The organism is Streptomyces xantholiticus, assembly GCF_014651015.1.
GTDB lineage: Bacteria > Actinomycetota > Actinomycetes > Streptomycetales > Streptomycetaceae > Streptomyces > Streptomyces xantholiticus.
This window is the reverse complement of record NZ_BMWB01000003.1, coordinates 75,405-94,973: the sequence shown is the minus strand read 5'-3', so window position 1 is coordinate 94,973 and position 19,569 is coordinate 75,405. Positions and strand designations below refer to the sequence as shown.

Here is a 19,569-nt window from a genome sequence, read left to right as displayed (position 1 = left end):
AGAGCGCCCCGGCCGGGCGAGTTGTCACCGGTCGGCTCCGCTTCCCGTGACGGGTTGCTGGGCGCCCGGTCCCACGATGTGCGGCTCGGGACGGACCCCCATCATTTCCGCCATGGCAAGGTCCCCCAACGAGACCGGAGCTTGACCGGTCGTGGACTGGTTCGCCACGGCGACTACGTCCCCCGCAGCCGCCGTCGTCGCAGAGGCCTGCGGCGGGCTCGACGGCGACTGCTGCTCCGCCGCTTGCTGGACGTTCGCCTGCGTGACGGGTCCGTCCGGCACGGCGCCACGCTCCACCACCTGAGCGGTGCCGAACGCTTCACGGCCGCTCAGGGGGGTGCCGCGCCCAACCGAACTCCGTGCGCCCGCCAACGCGGTCCCGGGGTCGACCGCGTCGCCGGAAGCGGAAGCCGTCTCGTCGAAGGGCGTTTCGTCGGAGACTGTCCCGGCTTGGTCCTGTGTCGTCTGCGAAGCATCAGGGCTCTCAGGACCGGGGACGAACCGACCGGGGTGCGCGCTGAACGGACGGCCGTGCTCCTGTCGGAGCGGCGCCTGAGTGGGCGGCGGGAAAGCCTCGCTCCGCGACGTACGTGCCTGCCACGTCCCGGTCCGCGATGTGCCGGTGGGCGGGGCCTCGGCGCGGGGGGCCTCTGCCCGGAGAGTCTCGGCGTCAAGCCCCGGAACGTGCTTGAGGCCAGCCGGAGCGGGGTCGTCGAGCGGCACAGTGGACGGGTCCGGAAAGACTGCCGCGGCCTCGGGCTCGGGCGCCTCTTGGATCACCGCCGGCGTCCCCCGCGCGGGGGACAGTAGAGCATTTGACGGCACGTCAACCCCCGCCACCACACCCTTCTCGGCGTCGGCGTCGGCGTCGGGGCGGGTGGCCGGTGAGCCGCTGCCCCCGGAACCGTTCAGTGCCGCCGCGGCGCGCCCGAACAGGTCGGGTCGGCGCATCACCAGCCGGGCGGTGTCCAGTGGGCTCAGACCCACATCCCCCAAGGCTACGTCGCTGGTGAGCTGCCAGGTGGCCTGCAGCTCCGGACGACAGGCCAGGCCCGCCACGTCCCTCTCGGCCACCCGCACCGCCAGCGCCTCCGAGGCGGTGAGCAACTCCGTCACCTCGGGAGTCAGGTCTCGTTCCGTCAGGTTGTCTTCGGTCAAGGTCCGCTGTGCGGACCCGCCACGCGCTTGCCCGGACCTTTCCTGCGGGTGCCGGTGTAGCCGCGGCTCTCCTTGGTCCGGCTCTGTCCCAGGAGTGCGGTCCGCAGGTTCGGACGTCGCGGTGGCGCCGACAAGGGGCTCGGCGAGCAAGTACTCGTTGCCGCGCTGGTAGAGCGTGACGCGGCGCGGCGTCTCGCCGGCCGGCCGGTGCGTTCGGCACGTACCGTCCTCGTACACCAGCGTGATCTCCGCCCGGTACTCCTCCGCGGCGACGGCCAGTGCGCTCCGGGTGAGTGTCTCGTTCCATCCGCGGCCGGCCGCGAGCTGGGCGCGGATCAAGGCGGTTGTCTCGCTGTCGGCGAGTTGCCCCTCCGCGGTCCGGAGCCTGGCCATGCCGTCCTCGCCCTCCCGAGCGGTGGTGAATTGCGCCGATTCCTGTGGGGCGAGGAGGGGGAGTCCGTCGGGGACCGTGCCGGGCAGCGGCGACCGGCGGGTCAGGAAATCGTGTGGCGCCCGGAGGTTCTGCGACGGCACGGCGAGTTCCAGCGCGTGCCAGAAGCCGTTGCCCGCGCCGCCGGGCGAGCACAGGTCGTACAGGGTTCCGTCGGGCCCGGTGACGGTCCTTCCGTCGCCCGACGTGCGCCATGCGTCGGAGCCCCGCTCCTTGTCCCACGGCGCCTTCGCATGCGCAGGGCGGGTCAGCACCGGGCCGGGGTCCGCATCGGCAGTGGGTTCCGTGTCGCTGCCGGCAACGGTGCCGGCGGGCCAGTAGTGCGGTGCCGTTCCCTCCGGTAGCGCCACCTGGTAGTGCTGCTCCGCGAGCCTGAGTACCACGGACGGCGCATCGCCCGGGTCGGACGGAGACGGTGCGGGACCGCCGGAGGAGCGCTCGTGGTCTGCGGTGTCCGGCCTGGAGGGCGAGAACGTGACGAAGGAGCCGTCGTCGCCGACCACGGTGACCTGGACCTGGAGCGTCCGCGCCGCCAATGCGGGCAGCAGGTCGGCCGCGGCCTGGTTCCAGCCGGCCTCGCCGGGTGCGTCACCGGGGCGCCGCAGCCCGGCGACGGCCAGGGGCCCTCGCTGCTCGTCGGGAAGCGAAAGGTACGGTGAGAGCCGTTGCGCGTCCTTGAATTCCTTCGCGGCGGTCGAGCCCTCCGGAAGGAGGATGCCGGAGGCCGACAGTTCCTCCGCGGTGAACGTGTCGACCGTGTCAGGAGCCGCGAAGGCCCACAGGTCCCGGTTGTCCGGTTGGGCCAGCTGGTCGGCCAGGAGTTGGCGCAGCGCCGCGGCCCGGGCTTCCGGGCTGCCGGCCGCGGGCAGCTTGGGATGTCCGGGAGCGACGTGCCACAGGGCTTCGCCGAGCGCGTGGAAGAATCCTTGACCGTCCTTCGGGACGTCGTGAACGACGAAGGCCTGGCCCTCCGGTGAGACAAGGGAGTTCGGCTCGTCCTCGGGCTGGGTGAAACGGGGGTGTCCGGCGGACTTGTCTTCCATGGCTGGTGCTGTGAAGGCGACGGGGGGAGGCTCCGGCAGCCCCTGTCGGAGCTCGGCCGACCCGTCTTCCGGCGGTTCTGCGGGCAGTTGGTGCCAGCGGGTCATCCGATCGGTCTCGTAACGGACCCGGTGGAACTCCTTGGCGGCGCGCTTGGCCGACTCCAGGAGTTCGGCGAGCTCCTCCTCCCGCAGCCTGCGCACCTCTTCGTCCCTGGCCGCCCTCTGGGCTTCCCATTCCTCAACGCTCTGCGCTTGCAATTCCTGAACGCTCTGCGGTGCCGCGGTGGCTTCGCCGGAACCGGCTTCCGCTGCGGCGTCCCGCTGCTCGACACCGGCGGGGGTGTCCGTCGCGGTGCCTGTCGTGGCAGCGGATGCGCTGCCGGAGGCGGCTTCGCCTTGACGTCCGGCTGCGGGGCCTGGCGCAGCACCGGTCTGGCGCGCCGTCGTGATCCGGGCGGGCAGTGCCCGGTGTTCCGAGTGGGCGGCGCCGAAGGTGCGACGCTTGTTCCAGTACGCCTGGTCCGCGGCGGCCCAGGCGTCGCCGGCCGCCTTCACTGCCTCCCAGGCTTCCGCCACCTGTGACGGGAAATTGCGGTCGTCGATCAGGCCCCACGCGCGGGCGGCGTCCTCGCGTACCCAGGCGAGCGTGTACGTCTGCGCTTCGGCGGCCCGCGGTCCCGGATTGATCCTGCCCAACGGGCCGAGCATGCGATGAGCGGCCTTGCCCATCCGGCTGTCGCGGATCGTGTGGTGCACCTCGGCGATACCGAGCCAGTCGGTCGGTATGGCGAACAGCATCGCCGAGGAGGTGGTGGGCTTGAGGTTGGTGTAGGGAGCGGCGCTGCGGCCGACCTTGGCGCTGTCGCCCTCCCTGCTGTTGAGCAGCGTGCCTGACGGACCGGGGACGACCGATCCGGCCTGCGACGTCATGAACAAGGGTATGGAGTTGAGTGACGTGTCATGCGCGCCGGAATAGTCGAGTGTCATCTCCTGGCCCGAGGTCAGCTTGACACCTCCGTCCATCCCAGCTGCGGGAGCCACCGTCAGCAGCCGGGCACGGGTGAAGTCGGGTCTGGCATAGAGCCGGTAGTCCCCCCGCGTGTCACCCACGATGGGGGCATCGGCCAGACCCGGCACCTGGTAACCGTCCTCGCTGAGGGCCTCCAGGAAGAAGCCGGACAAGGCGGCGTCACTGGTAGCGTTCTCCAGTGCCAATGCCGGGGCGGTGCCGGGCCGGGTGAAGTCTGTGCGCCGGGCGCGTTGGACTGCGGAGTCGAGCTCGTCACCTGTCAGCTTCGCCCTCGGGCGGGGCAGGAGACCGTACGCGGTCGCCACGGTGATGTCGGAGGCGTCCTTGAGGTTCCCCAGACCCACCACTTTGCGTACCTGGAAGTTGTCGGAGGTAAGCCCGGTCGGCACGGAGCGGTCCCGTCGCCAGTCGAGCACGGCCTGAAGCTGTACCTGCCCCTCCCACACGATCACGGCCCGCCCGGGCCGCGGCAGTTCAGGCACACCCAGGGGATCAAAGGCATCACCGGGGCGGGCGGGGACCGCCTGCGCATGCCGCGCATCCGTGCCCTCCCCTTCCGCGACCGGTCGCGTGGCCGTGTCCGCAGCTACGGGTGTGGCCCGGGCATTCAAACCCGCACCGGCATCCGCGGCGGGAGTCGGCGCCGCATTGGCGTCGGGGTCGGGCGTCGTCAGGCTCAGCGGCACCTGTTCGCGCAGGATGCCGATGCTGCCTTCCTCCGGTGGAACGCCGTCGATGTCGATGCTCAGCCTCAGCCGGTAGGGAGTGAGGTACTCGGCGTGCGGCTCGTCGAACTTGAAGTTCTGGGTGACGGCCCTTTCCTGCGGCTCGGCTGTGGTCGTCGTCCGGTGGTCGGCGCCTGTCTCCGAGTAGCCGGCTCCGGCTGCCCGGATCACATTGTCGCCGGTCCGTACGCCTTCTCGTGCGAGCACTCCGGCACTGCGGGACCCGGTGGTGGTCGTGGTGGCCTCGAGGCTCTCGGTCGCGATCCGGTTGTCGGTCAGAACGACACTGTGCCCGAGGCCGTCGAACGTCGATTCCCCGGCAAGGAGCTGGACGCGGACCGGCACGGTTCGGCCTCCGATGTCCAGGGTCGTCTTGTCCGTCCATACCGGCATCTGCCACCGTCCCGCGCGGGCACGCGCGACGGCTCCGGATCCGGACATCTGACCTCGCAACGACCGCATGGCCCGCGGAGTCACCAGGCTGCGCACCCGCTCCCGTTCGGTGTCGCTGACCCCCAAAGCGGCGAGTTTCTTGTCGAACGCGGCCACTACGAGTGTGGCGTCGAGCGTGTTGACAGGGAAACTGCCGAGCGACGCCTCCACGGCCCAGGCCGGGCGGCTCCACCTTTGTTCGGTGTAGAGCGGCACCTCCCCCACTCCATCGTCGACCAGCTTCAGACGATGGGCGACCCGCTCGGGGATCGCGCCGATCCAGCCTTGCGGGATGGTCACGCGCATGCCTTGCCAGACCTGGCGGAACAGGGTGAGCAGCCCGTGCAGCGGGGACGTCAGGCCCCTGGAATCCACCGAGGCGAGCATTTCGTGCCGGGCGGCGGCGCTTACGAGGTACTTGTGGTTACCGTCCTCTTGGGCGTTCTCGATGGTGACATTGCGCGCGGTGGTGATTACGGTGCCCCGGGACCGGCCGCCGCCTCCCGTTATGGCGTAGGTGCCGAGGGCCGGGGGCACAGTGGCGCCGTGCAGGCTGAGGAATGCGGCCATGCCCGTGAGTGAGAAGGTACGGGTACGTATCCCTGCCCCCGATGCCTGCAGTTCGGCCGAGACCTGCTGTTCGGTGTCCAGCTTGACGGCGTCCGAGATCACAGTGGGCTTCACCAGCCGCACGCGGTGGATCATGGTGCCGAGCCTGTCCAGGTAAGAGCCCTTTCCGAACAGGCCGGTCAGCCGGACGCCGGTGGCACCGGTGCTGACGTCACTGCCCGCCGTCAGGGAATGGGGCAGCAGGGCGCGCGCGACCGCGTCGTTCGCCGGAGCTCCGGCCTGAGTGAAGTGCCAGGAATCGCTGGAGGCTTTGGCCATGACGGACTCGGCTGCCTTGCTCAGCTCCTTGTGGGCGGCGAGGCCGATGGTCTGGTACTGGTGACCGTGGAATGGCTGCTCGCCTTGCGCGGCGTTCTCCGAGCCGTACGCCAAGGCCTTGGCCGTGTCCGGGTCCAGGGTCTCCGGCTCCACGGAGTTCGAGGACGCCCTACCTGCGGCTTCCGGTTCGCCATCGGCGAAGCCTGCCTGGCCCGTTCCGCTCGGCTTGCCGCCGGGTGGGGTGTACTGGTCGGGCACGGACAGCAGCACCTTGCCCTTGACGGAGGAATCCGCCGTGCCGCCGATGAGTGTCACCGTCGGTTCCCCGCGGACAAACCAGTGGGTGCCCAGCAGGCCGAGGGTTCCCATACCGCGCCACAGCCCGCGCGGGCGCCAGTAGCCGCCTAGTTCCGCGGTGAGTTCGAGGTCGTAGGCGTACAGATGCGACGGTGCCGCGGTCACCGAGATGGACTCGAACGAAGCGGTCGCTCCGTAACCTGTCCTGTCGCCCCGCCGCTGGTTCCAGTGCGGTCCCAGCTGAAGGAGGCCTCTGTGGAGTGGGAATCCGAGCTCGTCGCGGGCAGTGTCGCGGATCGAGACGCCGACGTCGACCCCCTCCTCGGTCGCACGGCTCGCGGTACGTGATCCGTCCAGCTTGTCGGTGCCGGGAGCGCTGTGCCGCAGCGACACTTCCTTCTGAGTGCCCTGGTACGTCCGGTTCGTCGCCCGGCCGTCGATCCACAGGTACCGGTGGGTGCGGGTGAACCGTCCGGGCTCCAGCAATTCGATGCGTACGCCGGTGGTGATCAGCGCTTCCAGATTCCCCGCCATGCTGTGGTAGCTCAGCGAGTTGATGATCGTCAGGGTGTTCTGCAGCGCCATGCGGTAGTGGTCCTTGCTGCGCCACCGGGTGTCTTCCGGGCCCCCCTCATTCAGAGGCGCGACCGTGCGGGGACAGCGCTTCGCGGTCTCACACAAAACCTGATCGGTGAAGCTTTCCAGCAGCGTGCGCCCCGTTGGAACACTCCCCGTCCCGGTACTCGCCCCGGTCGTGCGTTCCGCCGCCGGCTGGGCCTGTGCACCGTTGCCCCAACTGAACGCTTCAACACGGCTGGGGCCCAGCATTCCGGGATCGTCCTCGGAAAGATACGCCGGTGGCTGAGGGACAGCCGCGGCTTCGCCCCGCAGCTGGGAACCGTCGTCCCAGCCCGCCAGGCGGCGTGCCTCGGCACGCGTCATACGGTCCAACGTCCGTATGGTGTATTCCTTCGCCACGTTGCTGCCGATCCAGCGAACGACGACCTTCTTCTCGACTGCATACAGATCGGTCGGCACGTCCTTCACCCTGCCGACTGTCTTGAGGGCGGCGGAACCACCGAAGCCCGCGGCATGAACGGTGACGCGGCCGATCCTGCCGAAGAAGCCCACCATGATGCGCCAGCCGACCGGCAGTCCGACGTCTTCCGGGGTGAAACTCGGCCCGACCACGCCATAGATCTCCTGGCTGTCGGCGAGGGTGCGAGTCCGCTCGTTCTTGACCGTCTGCTGGAGGGTGCTGCGCATCTCGGCCGCCTCGGTTTCCGACAGCAACCGTCCGCGCACCGGTACCGCCCGCTCCACCGCGAAGGCACCGAGCGGAGTGCGCGCGGCATCATCGCTGACCAGTAGCGGCCCGGGCACCGGACCGTGAGACAGCCGCTCCGCGATCTGCTGGAAATGCTCGCTCGTGAAGAACCGGGTGATCTCCTGGTGCGCGCTGCTGCCCTCTTTCGCGCCTCCTGTCCGCAGCGCGTCGTCCCGGAGTTGGGCCACGGACAGTACGCCTTCGGTACGGACCATCCGGTAGTCCGATTCCGGGCCCAACCGCAGCCCGCGCGGGGCGATGGTATCGCCCAGCTCGGTCGTCACTCCGTCGGAGAGGCGGACGACGAGCCCGTTGTGCACGCCAAAGGTGAAGTCGTCCGGTGAGGACTTCACCTGCTTGCCGTCACTGCGGCGGCCCAGGCCGAACCTGTGATACCAGGCGCGGTGCGGCTTGGTGTACGTACGCACGGTGACGTCGTACTGGACGTCGGTCAGGTGGAGATGCGTCCCGCCGGTGGTGCGGGTCTCGGCCTGGCTGACATTCTGGTTGACCGTGTTGAAGTCGTAGCCGTGGGTGCGTCCGATGCCCAGTCCCAGGCGGCCGAAGCCGGCGAAGACACCCATGGCTGGACCGACACCGACGGAAGGTGCGAACTGGCGTGTGGTCCCCAGGGAGCGGGCTCGCCCGGTGGTGATCTGGCTGCGCTGGGCGTCGTCGAGTTTCACCGGGGAAGCGGGTTCGCTGAACCGCTCCCAGTTGTGGTGCGGACGGGTCACGACATGCAGCGCACGAATCGTTCCGGCGGCGTCCAGGAAGGGCGGGGATTCCCAGCCGTCGCCGGTGAACTGACGCGGGGTGTGCAGCAGCGCGCGCTTGAGCGCGGCTGCCGGATCGGTTCGCTTCTTCCCCTTCCCCTGAGGGACGTTCGCGGTCTCGGTGATGTGGGCCACGACCTCGTCGATCCCGCGCAAGGTGGCCGAGCCGTTGCCGTAGTTCGTATCAGTGGGGTGGGTGAGCCACTCCGGCAGGCGGCTGCCGTCATCGAACACCACAGGCCCGGGGAGCGGACCGGGCGGCTGCATGGTCTCGTCCAGCCGCGGCGGCCGATGCCGGTCGAGGGCGGCGTTCAGCAGACGCGCGTTCTCGATGGCCTCCCGGTCCCGGAGCGCAGCCTGCTGGTTCACGGTCCCCGGGCCCTCGGCGGGCTCGGTCCTCCGTGCCGGGGCCGGATCAGGCGCCCGTTCTTGCGCGGCCACTGTGTCCGGCACCGTGCTGGTGGGCCGCACGGTGTCGGCAAGGTTGTTGCGTGGCTCCGTTCCTTGCTGACTGGTCGTGGGCCCCGGATACCGCTCCTGAGTCAGCGCCTCCTCCCCGGAAGGACGGGAACTCCCGGCAGCCTGTTCCGCCTGACGGCTGCCGTCTTGGTCCCGGTGAGGAGCACCGCCCTTGAGCGGGAAATAGTCATCTGTCAGCAGGAAGTTGGCCACCAGGCCCGCACGGCGTGGCAACGGCTGTGAGTGCCACACCGGGCCCAGCCCGTCGAAGGCCTCCCGCAGCCGCATGGCGAATTCGGGATCACCCACCACTCGGGCAGAGCGGGCGGCACCGGCCAACCGTTCCAGCTCACGCCGGACCAACCCCTCCAACTCGGACTGGCCGATGGATCCCAGTCCTTGCCACGCACCGCCCTCAGCACCCGGGTTCATGTCGGGAGCCTCCCCGGCCCGACCGCTGTCTTCCACTCCACCATCCACCGGCGGCGCCGTCGCGCCCGTGGGCCGTGGAACACGCAGAGTCCTGTACCTGATCCCCAGTTCATGAGACAACTCGGCGGCGGCGTTCTCGCCGCTCTCGAAAGCCACCTTGCCCACCAGGAAGGAAAAATGACTGAGCAGCGACCACCTTTCCAGTTCCGCCGCCGACGGTGCGCCCAGAATCAGCGGACGCTGATGGTCGAAGGCCACCCGGTAACGTGCCCACGCCAGATGGACCCGAGCAGCCATCGGATCCCTGGCCACCCATTGCCGCGCCCTGTCCACCGCCTCATGGTCCTCAGGTGTGAGGGCCACATGCGGCGCAACGCCATCAGCCCAATCCCAGTTCCACTCACGCGTCACCCCCTCGACTGCCTGACGCGCGTCCGCGCCTCGATTCGCCCACTCCAGCCCCAGCGCCTTGGCTACAAACCTCCCGGCGAACCCGAGGCCATCGGAACCCACCAGATCACCACTGGACTCAAAACTCTGCTCCGCGTACGCGTAAGCAGCGGCCAACTGCGCCGCCCTGACTCGATACACCCCCAGCACACGTACATGACACTGCAGAACGGATTCGCTCTCATACACAACCAGAGCGTGTGTGACCTCCGCCGCAGGCCCCATCGTCACAGGTTCCGACGCACCGGGCACCAGAACCGCAACATCAACACGACCGTCAGGGTTCGCCACCACGGCCAACTCGACATCCGCAACCTGACTGCGGGACGCCGCCCGAATGTGCTCCCGCAATGGCCGCGTCGCCTCCGCGAACCCCCGACCGGTCCCACGCTCGACCGCCACGGGGGGTCGCGGCAAGGGCCGCCTCAGGCCGAGAGTCCATGCGAGCGCACCGGCCATCTGTGACACCGAATAGCCGCCCTGGAACAGCGATGCCAGCAACGGCGTCACAACCGGACGGAACCCCTGCTCCAAGAGGAATTTCTGCAGCAGAAGATGCACATTCACCCGCCGGTTGGCGTCCTCGAACGGATGAATCACCTGTAGCGTGCGAACAACCCGGCCAATCGCCGACAGCCTGTCCCACGCTATTGCTGCCTTTCCGACCTCCTCGTAGTACTGGTCGAACGCAGCATCCACGAGATGCGGCGCCCCACCCAGCTTGTAGTTGGTCAACAGCTCAGCGCCCGTCGTCGCATACAACAGGACGGTGATGGCCGTCTTCGCGTCGGGGGCTCTCAAACTCTCCGGGTCCGGCTTCAACACCAACCGCCGCCCGGCCAGCCGCTCCTGCAAGATGTCATCGCTGAGAGCAGAACTACGCAACGGAAAACGCGTCTTGCCGTCCGACCATTCGGGCACCTTGCCCAGATGTGCAGCGACCGTCTTGTGCAGAGCCAGATACGACGACGCGTCCATCCGATGCGCCACACCGTCCGGATTGTCGAGGAACAACCGGTACGCCTCGACCATCCCCTGACGGAAGCCCGGAGACTTGTCCACGTCGTACATCCGGCCGGGATCATCCGGATGGTGCCTACGGGCCCGCTCGTGATCCCGAGGGTCGAGGAACAGCTTCCACCACTCACCCTCCCGGAAGTAGTCGGAAAGCGTCTGATACTCCCCTTCCGCCGTCATGAAATCCCGCTTCGGGTCGAAATCGCCTTCCGTGCCGGCAGGATCAGGGTCGGCCGGGGTCACAGAGGACCCATCCGACACATCATCGGTCGGTGCCGATTGCGGAGCATCCCGCATGTCCGTCGCGTTCCGGACACGCCTCTGGGTGTCCGGAACGGAGATCGCGCCGTGCGGTTCGGTCTCCGACCTGGGGCCGGACATCCTCCGTGGGTCACCGCTCAGGACAAGCCCGTACTCCGGCTCGAGCTGGCTCTCCGTACCGGGCGCCACCACGTCACCCGTCTCAGGCGAGGGCGCGGCACCAGTTCCCTGCGTCACCTCCGCCGGAGCCCACAGAGGCGGAGGCGGAGCAGAATGATCTGCGCAGACCGCCCCGGGCCCGGGCGGTGGCGAGGGCTGCCCGGGGTTCGCGGCGGGGGTGGTCGTGCCTTGTGCAGGCGCGGTTGTGAGCGGTGCGGGGGTGTGGGGCTGGGGCTGGTGGGTGCCTTCGACCTGGTCCCAGAACGCCTGGTAGCCCTCGTACAGGTCGTTCTCCGCCTGTATGAGGTTCACCGGGTTCGCCTGGCCGCGGTGGGCCGCTTGCGGATCCGGGCCGAACAGCCGCCCCGTGATCTCCGGCAATGCCGGCTCGTGCGCCCGCACCCAGTCCGCACCGTTGTTCCGCTGCCGGCCGGTGTACGGGTCGGTACCCGTGAGTGCCAGTCGGACGGCGTTTGCGCCGTCGGCCGGGACGAAGAGCATGTGGGTGGGGTCGGTCGACAGGTGGTAGTCGGTCTCGACTGTCCGGGGAATGGTGCGGAGTTCTTCCCAGTTCACTATCCGTCCGATCCAGCCGTTGTCCCCTCGCAGGATGTAGCCGTATTCGTGGAGGAAGTCGTCTCCGAATCGGGTCCATGTGCCGTGCAGGGTGACACCGTCCGGCAGGATCACGGTCCCCGCCGATCCCACCTGATAGGCGTAGAAACCCGAGGAATAGGGGTATGCCCGGGAGAATTCCTGGAAGGTCTCTGCTGCTTGCTTGCCCTTCCGGTTCGCGATCGGCGTCTCCGGCTCCGCGAGCCCGAAGCGCTCCTGCATCACCGTGATGTCATGCCCGAGCTCCCAGCCCTCTTCCCGGGGATCCCTCCAGGCATCACGTGAACCACCAGGTTGCGGCACCGGCGGCAGCACCGCGCTCGGGCCTGCCGTGGGAGTGGGTATCCAGGAGGCTGCCTCGTCCTGCAGATCCTGAATCCAGGCGTACCAGGCGTCGTCGACGAGTCGGAGGACCTCTTGCCCTGCTCGCACTCTGCTGGTGACTTCGTCCACGAGGCGTTTTTTGTTTCCCGGGGCAAGGAAGGATCGACTCGTATTGGCTTCCTTGTAGCCATTTTTCTCGGCAATGATGACGAAATGCCGGGCCGTGTCGGTAAGGCCCCGGCGGTCGTTCTTAAACTTTTGAGCGAGAGCAGCGAGGGCCTGGAAGGTTTCTGTCTGCCTGTTTCCATGCTGATCGGACAGGGCTATTTCAGCGAGTTGTGCCACCTCGTTCTTCATGTGGCTCGCGAGAAGGTCCTTGAAGGCCTGCCAGGCCGCGTGCTCGCCGGCCCAGTCTCCGCGGGATTTGATGTTTCCGAGGTCGCTCGTGAGTTTACCGAGATAGAATTCCACCATTCTGTGGTAAATCTCGGTGATCTTCGCGGCTTCGCTTCCTGGGGTGAGGAGCAGAGGCCGTGAGACGTACTTCGTGCCCAGCACTTTGGCCATGGAGTCGTGACTGACCACGTTCTCCTGGCTCATGAACTGCCAATCCCCGATGGGGTTACGCCAGAGGAAGTTCACTCCTTCGGACAGACCCTCAGGTGCCCTCGTCATGTATTCGTCGTCGCCGAACCAGTCGGTCGGGTGCCTGTGCCGGCGGAACCGGGAGGCCGCCTCACTGTTGGTGGTGGGGGACTGGAAGTGCCACGCGGTGAAGGTTTCGTCGGTGACGTCGGTCACGGCGAAAGCGCACCCGTTCATGGTGTCTGTGAACACGAAATCGGGGTTGAAGGCTGCCTCTGCGTCCTTGTTGACGTGGACCACCGAGTGGCCTACGTCGCGCTGGGCGTCCTTCGGGCGGCCCGGCTTGTACTGGATGTAGCCGGCCCCGATGTAACGGGCTCCGCCGACCGGCGGCAGTACCTGTTGCAAACTGTCGAAGAACTGATTCGCCTCAGGCATCCGTTCACGGTGTGCGCCGGCGTATTCGGCGTACTTTTCCAGGGCCGGTGTGAGATAGAAAGCATTACGGCCCTGGTTGCCACCTTGGCGGCGGGGGTCCACGACCAGGGTGAACCAGTGCCGGTCGAAGTGCGGCATAAGGTTGTTCACGAAGTGGTAGGCCTGCTGACGCGGCAAAGAAGGCAGGCGTGCCGTAATGCCGTCCAGGAAGTCAACGGACAACAAGGAATGGCTGACGAACTCCCCTGGGTCGCTGACAAAGCTGTCCACCTGGGAAGCCAGGGACATATCGACCGGCACCTGGGGCACTTGCTGGGGGTCGGTGGCCCTGGCCTTCCCCTTGTCCTGCGACGTCCCGGACGGGCCGGCGGTGGACGCCTGCTCCCCGGTGCTCGCCTCGGTCTCCGCCACGGATTCCAGCCTCGGCGTGGGAGAACCGCCGCGCCTGCGGACCACTTCGCCCGTCTGCAGGACGTCGGCGATGCCTTCCGCCATGCGCCGCAGATGGGCGTCGCGCAGGTCGGGCGGCAACTGCTCATACGCGTTGGCAACCTGCTCGATGGGGGCCACCCGGGTGTCTCCGCGGTTCTGCAGGCGGAGGTTGACCTCGTTGCGGAGCTGGGCGAAGTTCGGCGGCGGCGTGCCGACGGTGTGCGCCGCATCCGGGTCCCAGGGGGGGTCTTGCGGCCGGTCCGGCGTCGGCGAAGAGCGCCCGACCGGGGTGTCGACCTGCTTCGTACCGGCGGGCGTTGACGTGGCCGAACTCGACTCCGGTCCGGCCGGGGGGTGGCCGATGTCCCCGTGCTGTTTCGGGGTGAGGTTGTGGGTCTCGGGCGGAACCTCAGCGTCGTGACGGGCCGGGCCCCCGCTCCAGGCGGGCTCCGTGTTGGACGAAGTCGCGATCGGCGCCGACAACGACGTGTCCAGGTCATTGTCGGGCGCGGAAGACGGTTCAGAGGTGTCCCTGGCACCTGGGTTCGGCGGCGCCGCGTCGGCGGGCTTCGGGTGTGTGGCCGCTGTGTCCGCAGTACTGGTGCGGCCGGCTTGGGGGCTTTGGGCGTCCGGGGTAGTTGTACCGGGTGTGCCGGGACTGGGTGAGGCGCCGGTGACCGTTGTGGAGACGGTGGGTGGGGCCGAAGTGAGGCCGAGGCTGATGGGTGGGGCGAAGGGGTCCTGGTCGGTGTCCCGCGCGCCGTTGTCCTCGCTCCCCTGGCCGGCCGTGGCGGTGACCGGTGTCGTGTCGGGCGTCGGCAGGACGCCGACCGTGTCGGCAGCGACCAGGTCCAAGTCGCCAAGCGGGGCGTGCGTCGCGTGCGGGCTGTCTTCCGCCGCGACCGGGGTGTTGATGTCGTTTCCGGTGACGGCGTTGCGGTTGCCGGTGTCGCCCGCAGGGGCGAGGTTGCTGTTGTCCTGGGCGCCCGGTGTCTGCGCGGGGGAACTCGGGGGGGCCGTGACACCGTCGGCGCCGGACGACGGAGCCTGGTGCGGGTCGGCGCCGAACGGGCTGCCGGGCCCTGACTGCATGAGTGCTGCGCCGGGCGGCAATGCGCCGATGGACGCGGCGCCTTCCGCGTCGTCCCCGGACATCTGTTCCTCAAGGTCCGAGGTGTTGCCGGTGGCGGGGCTGTGGCTGCCCGTGTCCCGGCTCTGCGTCGGCACTGAGGCGCTGGGTCCGTTGCCGGTGGCTGCAGCAGTCGTGTCGAAGGGCCGGCCGTTCGGGCCGCCCGCCCCGGCGTTCGGAGCGATGTCGCCCCGGTTGTCCAGGGCCGGGACGGTGAACCCGTTCGACTCCGCGGTCGGTGCGTCGGTGACCGCCGGGTTCGTGCTGACGGTGTTGATGCCGCGCGACCCACCCGCGCCGGGGCCGCCTCCCCCGGCAACGCCGCCAGTTCCGCTGAGTGGACCCTCGCCGGTGTTGCTGATGCCGCGAACGCCGTCGCCATCGCCACCACTGGCTTGGGGTGCCGGAAGGCCGGCGCCGAACCCGCCCTGGTCACGGAACGACTCGCCCACCTTCACGGCATCCGCGTGGAGATGACTCCCGACGACCGAACTGATGCCCGCACCCGCGAATGTTTCCCAACTCCACTGCCATTTGCCGTCGAGGAGCCCGTTGACGATCACCTCGGACGACGCCTCGGAGAGCCCCCCAACGGCGAACGTCTTGGCGTCACCAGCGAGTGCGTCGCCCGCCCTCGACAGCAAGGAAGGCTGTTCTGCCTTGGCCCCGATACCCTTCGCCACGTCCCCGCCGGCGCCGGTGCCGGGCATGTTCCTGAAGATGTTGCCGTTGTTGCCGAAATTGCCGTTCCCGAAGACGTTGTTGCCCTTGAAGACACTCTTCAGAGTGTCGCCGATCAGCGAGCCCGCACCTGCCAAGGCACCTACGAACAGTCCGTTCAGCCCCCCGAAGAAAGCGTCCTTGCCGATCGCTGCCCAGTCGACGCCTTGAGGGCGCCGTCCATCCGGGCCGAAGCTCATCATCGCCAGGCGGACCATCAACGCATCGAACGCCTCGCCGATCGCACCGGTCAGGATCCCCATCAAAGGGCCCGTATGCATGAACAGCGCGTCCAGGATGGTGAGAATGAGGACCCGGCTTCGCGCCTGCGCGACGGCCGTCCCGCCTGCCGAGGTGCCGCCGCTGAACGCCGCCAGGATCGCCGTCACCATCAGCTCGATGAGCAGGCGGATGAGTTCCGCGATGATCTGCCACTTGGACTCAATGATGTTCGAGGACGTCACCGCCCGGCCTTCGGCGATCTCGTCCAACTGGTCGGCGAACGACTTGAGGTGGTTCGTTCCGCCATCGTCGTAGAAGAGCCGGATGGCCCGAAGATAGTTCTGGCCCACAGCCGGGGGCAGCGCTCGCGCCGAGTTCAGCCCCGACTGCTCCATGACGTCCGACAGATCCCTGAGCCGACGGGCCATCCGCGCGTAGGCGAGCCGGCTCTCGTACGCCATGTCCTCGTTCGCCTGGAGAAGCTTCTCGCCGATCAACACGAAAAGCAGCGCGTCGAGTTGGGGCGTACTCTGAATTGCCATGACTACCGGCCGGGCCGACCCCGGTGCAGCTCGGCCTGGATGCCCTCCAGGACACCGAGCTGGGTGCCTTCAATGTTGTCCAGGTTGCCGAGGGTGCTGAGTGCGATCTGCTCGCTGGCCCCGGCGACATTCTCACTGGTCTCCAGCGCTGTCTGCCGCTCCTTGAGCTCACTCGGTATGACCTCTCGCGCAAAGCTGTCGTCTCTTCCGGGCCAGTGCTGGTTCCGGCCGACCTCGTTGGCGAAGTCCCGCGCGATATCGCCCGCCATCGCGCTGATCTGCTCGATCTGACGGATCGCGGCGCGAAGGCGGTTGGTGTCCGCGATGTACCCGTTCGAGTCAGCCATGGCGCTACTCCTCCCCGTCCTCATTGATCTCGTCCCGCAGCCTCCGCTGTGAAGGCCGTACCGCGGAGTCGTCCGGCTCCGCCATGACGCCGGGGCCGAAGATCTTCAGCCAGTCCACCTCGACCCCCGAAAGTTCCGGCACCGCTTGGCTCGCCCGGGTCAGCGGGCCGAGGACCTGCATCACCTGACGCGCCATCGTGGTACGCGCGTGTTCCGCCGCTTCCAGCACACTGGCGGCCAGTTCGGCCGGGCCCATGTCCCGGTAGGCGCCGTCCAGGAAGCGCAGGGCGACCAGCCCACCCTGGGCGTCGACCGTGACCTCTACCGAACGGTCCCTGGACTTGACCGTGCAGGAGGAGCCGCGCAGCTCGGTCTCGGCCTTCGCCACTGCGGCTTCGGTCGCCTTCAACTCCTCCATGGCCCGAGCCAGGCGTTGCTGAATCGACTGGTCCATCAATTCCTCCTTGTCCGGGCCGCCAGAAGGCCTTCCAAGTCGCAGAAGACGTTCATCGACCGATCACGGCAGGAGCGCCACCCTCGTCCGTGCCCCAGATGTCCTCGTCCTCCGTCACCCAACTGGTGCGATCCCGGGAGGCGCTCTCGGTGCGCTGCTGGGCCGCTGCCTGACCTCCCTGCGGAGCAATCACCGCGCCGGTACTCGTGCCGGTGCCACCCCTGGTGATCACCACGTCCTCTTCGTCCAGGGCGACAGGCCGGCTGGTGCGCCGGGACGTCATGGCCGCCCCGCCGGAGCCGATGAAGACGTTGCGGGTCCGTTCGGCATTGCCGGTTCCCTGGCCCGCGCCCATGCCGCCCATGCCCGGCCCTGCCATGCCCGGTGCCATGGGAATGCCTCCAAGGCCCTGATTGAGCGGAACTCCGGCCGACATCTCGGCGGCCGGGGAGCCGATGCTGCGGCCGGCCTGCACCAGGCCCTCATCGGCGTCGAAGTACGTATCTTCGGCGGCGCTACCTACGCGGTCGGCAGCCAGCGTGTCGTTCAGCGCTCCGTAACCGCCACCGCCCGCATCGCCGACGCCGCCTCCGGTGAACTCCGGGAGCTCGGTGTCAAGACCGCTGGGCAGATGCAAACCGTCGTTCAGCCCTGACGGATCCTCCGTGCCCGGTTCGAGGTCCGGCAGAGAAGTCCCGTTGAGGTCTGTGGTGGTCGTGGACCCGTCGGGGTTGGTGGTGGTGAGGGTGCCGGTGTCGGGGTTCAGGGTGGTGACGGTGCCGTCGGAATTGGTGGTTGTCAGGGCGCCCGTGTCCGGGTCGAGGGTGATGGTGCTGCCGTCCGGCGCCTGTAGTGGACCGTCATGGAGATCGGCGGTGGTGGTCGAGCCGTCCGGGGCGGTGGTGGTGGCGAGCCCCGTGTCGGGGTCGACCATGGTGGAACCGCCGTCCGGGTAGGTGGCGGTGAGGCTGCCGTCCGGGTTCAAGGTGGTCAGGACACCGGTGTCGGGGTTCAGGGTGGTGACGGTCCCGTCGGGGTGGGTGGTGGTGACAGATCCATCGGGCTGGGCGACGCTGACGCTTCCGTCGGGGTTCATCAACGGTCCGTCATCGAGATCGGTCGTCGTGGTCGATCCGCCCGGCCTGGTGGTGGAGAGCGTTCCGAGGGACGGGTTGAGCGTGGTGAAGGTGCCGTCCGGGTAGGTCGTCGTCAGGGTGCCGTCCGGGTTGAGTTCTGCCACGCTCCCGTCCGGGTTGGTCAGTCCTGCGGTCAGGCCGTTCGTGCCTGGACCGAGCCCCGGATTGAGCAGTGACCCCCCGACGGGCGGGACGAACGGGCTGCCGTCGGGGTTGAGCAGGCCATCCGGTGAATTGCCGAGACTGTCGCCGAGGTTGCCGATGCCGTCGTTGAAGTTGTCGCCCAGGCCATTGAGACTCTCATTGAGGCCGGTGCCCAGGCCATTGAGGCTGTCATTGAGACCGGTGCCCGTAGAAGCGACGTTCTCGTTGAGGCTGTCAAAACCGTCGCCTATGTTCTCCAGGTTTTGGTTAAGATTCTCAGCATTCTCCTCGGCCTCCTGCTGGAACTTTTCCGCTTCATCTTCCGCAGCATCCGCCTCTTCGTTCTCAAGGAGACTGGAAAGAGTGTCCCTGTTGACGGTTCGCAGTGGATCGGTAATGCCGACGCCGGTGTTCACCCAGTCCGCCTTGAGTCCCCGCAGCGCATCCGTCCCCGCGGCTTGCAACAGGTTCACGACTCCGTCATTCCATTGCCGAACGGCCTCTTCCCCGGTCCTCTTCCAGGTTTCCACACTCCCTAGCTCGCCATACCCGGGTATGTTCTGCAAGAAGCCCGGTCCGGCCGTAATATGGAATTGGTTGTCTCGACCCTGCTGTCGGCTCCAGCGCTCGACCTGCCTGAGGTTGTGTTCGATGACGGAATTGCCGAGCTGCACCAGTTGAGCCAGTAGGAAGTGGTACGGGTCGTGCCAGTACCGCTTGGTCCATTCCGTCCAAGCCGTACTGAGGTTTTTGAGGTGTGTGTGGAGCGCGGACTGTGCTTGAGCCAGCGCATCCCCGGGTGCGGAGGTGGGGGTATAGCCGTCTACCGTCGAGTGCCCGGCATGGTAGCCCCTGCCCCCCATCTGCTCGCCATAGCTGTCGTAGTTCTGCCGCAACTGATGGATCAGATTCCAGAAGACACCGGCCGCCTGTCCCCTCCACGGCGCCTGTTCCGCACCCAGTTCCTCCTCCCACTCGGCGAGCACCGTGGCTTGATCGACGAAGAACCGGTGGGCGCGGTCGAATGCCCGCGCACTATCAGTGAACGAAGTAAGGTCGACTGCGTCTGCGTCGGCAACGGAGACTCCGCCGGACTGGATGTTCCGTGTCGAGTATGGAGGATTCAGGAGGCCGTTGAGAGCGTCGATCGGTCCATTGATGTACCGGGCCAGCAAGTCGGCCCCAGGCATGCCATAACCAGGATCGATGAGATCGGTCTGACCCCCCGCCTGGGGGGCGTCGATGAATTTGATTCTCGCCTTTCGCATCCTGACGGTCGGGCCGTGTGTTTCGTTTTTGCCGGTCAGTTCGTAGAAGACGATGTCGAAGTCGCTGCCGCTGGCCGCCTGCCAACCGTACTCCGTATGCTGGTAACCGTGTTCCTGGTCCTGCACCGCGCGCACCGGTTCTATGTCCTCGAACTGAACCGTGAACAACGGGATGCCGTCGGGACTCGCCAGGGTTTTGAACAGATCGGTGCGTTTCGGCATGGGGAATCCGGTCATGAGGGTGATGGCCATGCCCCAGTAGTCGTCCGGATCGTGGGAAACTGCTGGTGGAGTTGTCATTGCGAGAC

The 19,569-nt window shown here is 67.8% G+C and carries 4 protein-coding genes; all 4 read right to left on the bottom strand.

The window, feature by feature from the left end; genetic code table 11:
• Nucleotides 1-24 precede the first annotated feature (24 nt).
• The 4 genes from IE198_RS06970 to IE198_RS06955 are packed head-to-tail and all read right to left on the bottom strand — an operon-like array spanning nucleotide 25 to nucleotide 19,561.
• Nucleotides 25-15,912, bottom strand: coding sequence for a hypothetical protein (locus tag IE198_RS06970; protein ID WP_189883839.1), 15,888 nt, complete (start codon nucleotides 15,910-15,912; stop codon nucleotides 25-27).
• Between the two features lie 2 nt (nucleotides 15,913-15,914).
• Entirely contained in the window at nucleotides 15,915-16,259 is a 345-nt protein-coding gene (locus IE198_RS06965; RefSeq protein ID WP_189883837.1) for a hypothetical protein, read from the bottom strand.
• A gap of 4 nt (nucleotides 16,260-16,263) precedes the next feature.
• Nucleotides 16,264-16,716: a YbaB/EbfC family nucleoid-associated protein gene (locus tag IE198_RS06960; RefSeq protein WP_373299790.1), complete on the bottom strand. Its 453-nt coding sequence runs from the start codon at nucleotides 16,714-16,716 to the stop codon at nucleotides 16,264-16,266.
• Nucleotides 16,717-16,765: 49 nt separating this feature from the next.
• Nucleotides 16,766-19,561: an AAWKG family protein gene (locus tag IE198_RS06955; RefSeq protein WP_189883833.1), complete on the bottom strand. Its 2,796-nt coding sequence runs from the start codon at nucleotides 19,559-19,561 to the stop codon at nucleotides 16,766-16,768.
• Nucleotides 19,562-19,569 lie beyond the last annotated feature (8 nt).

Coding starts and splice junctions, on each gene's coding strand:
- IE198_RS06955 (WP_189883833.1), bottom strand. CDS start 19,561: ATGACAACTCCACCAGCAGTTTCCCACGATCCGGACGACTACTGGGGC.
- IE198_RS06965 (WP_189883837.1), bottom strand. CDS start 16,259: ATGGCTGACTCGAACGGGTACATCGCGGACACCAACCGCCTTCGCGCC.
- IE198_RS06970 (WP_189883839.1), bottom strand. CDS start 15,912: ATGGCAATTCAGAGTACGCCCCAACTCGACGCGCTGCTTTTCGTGTTG.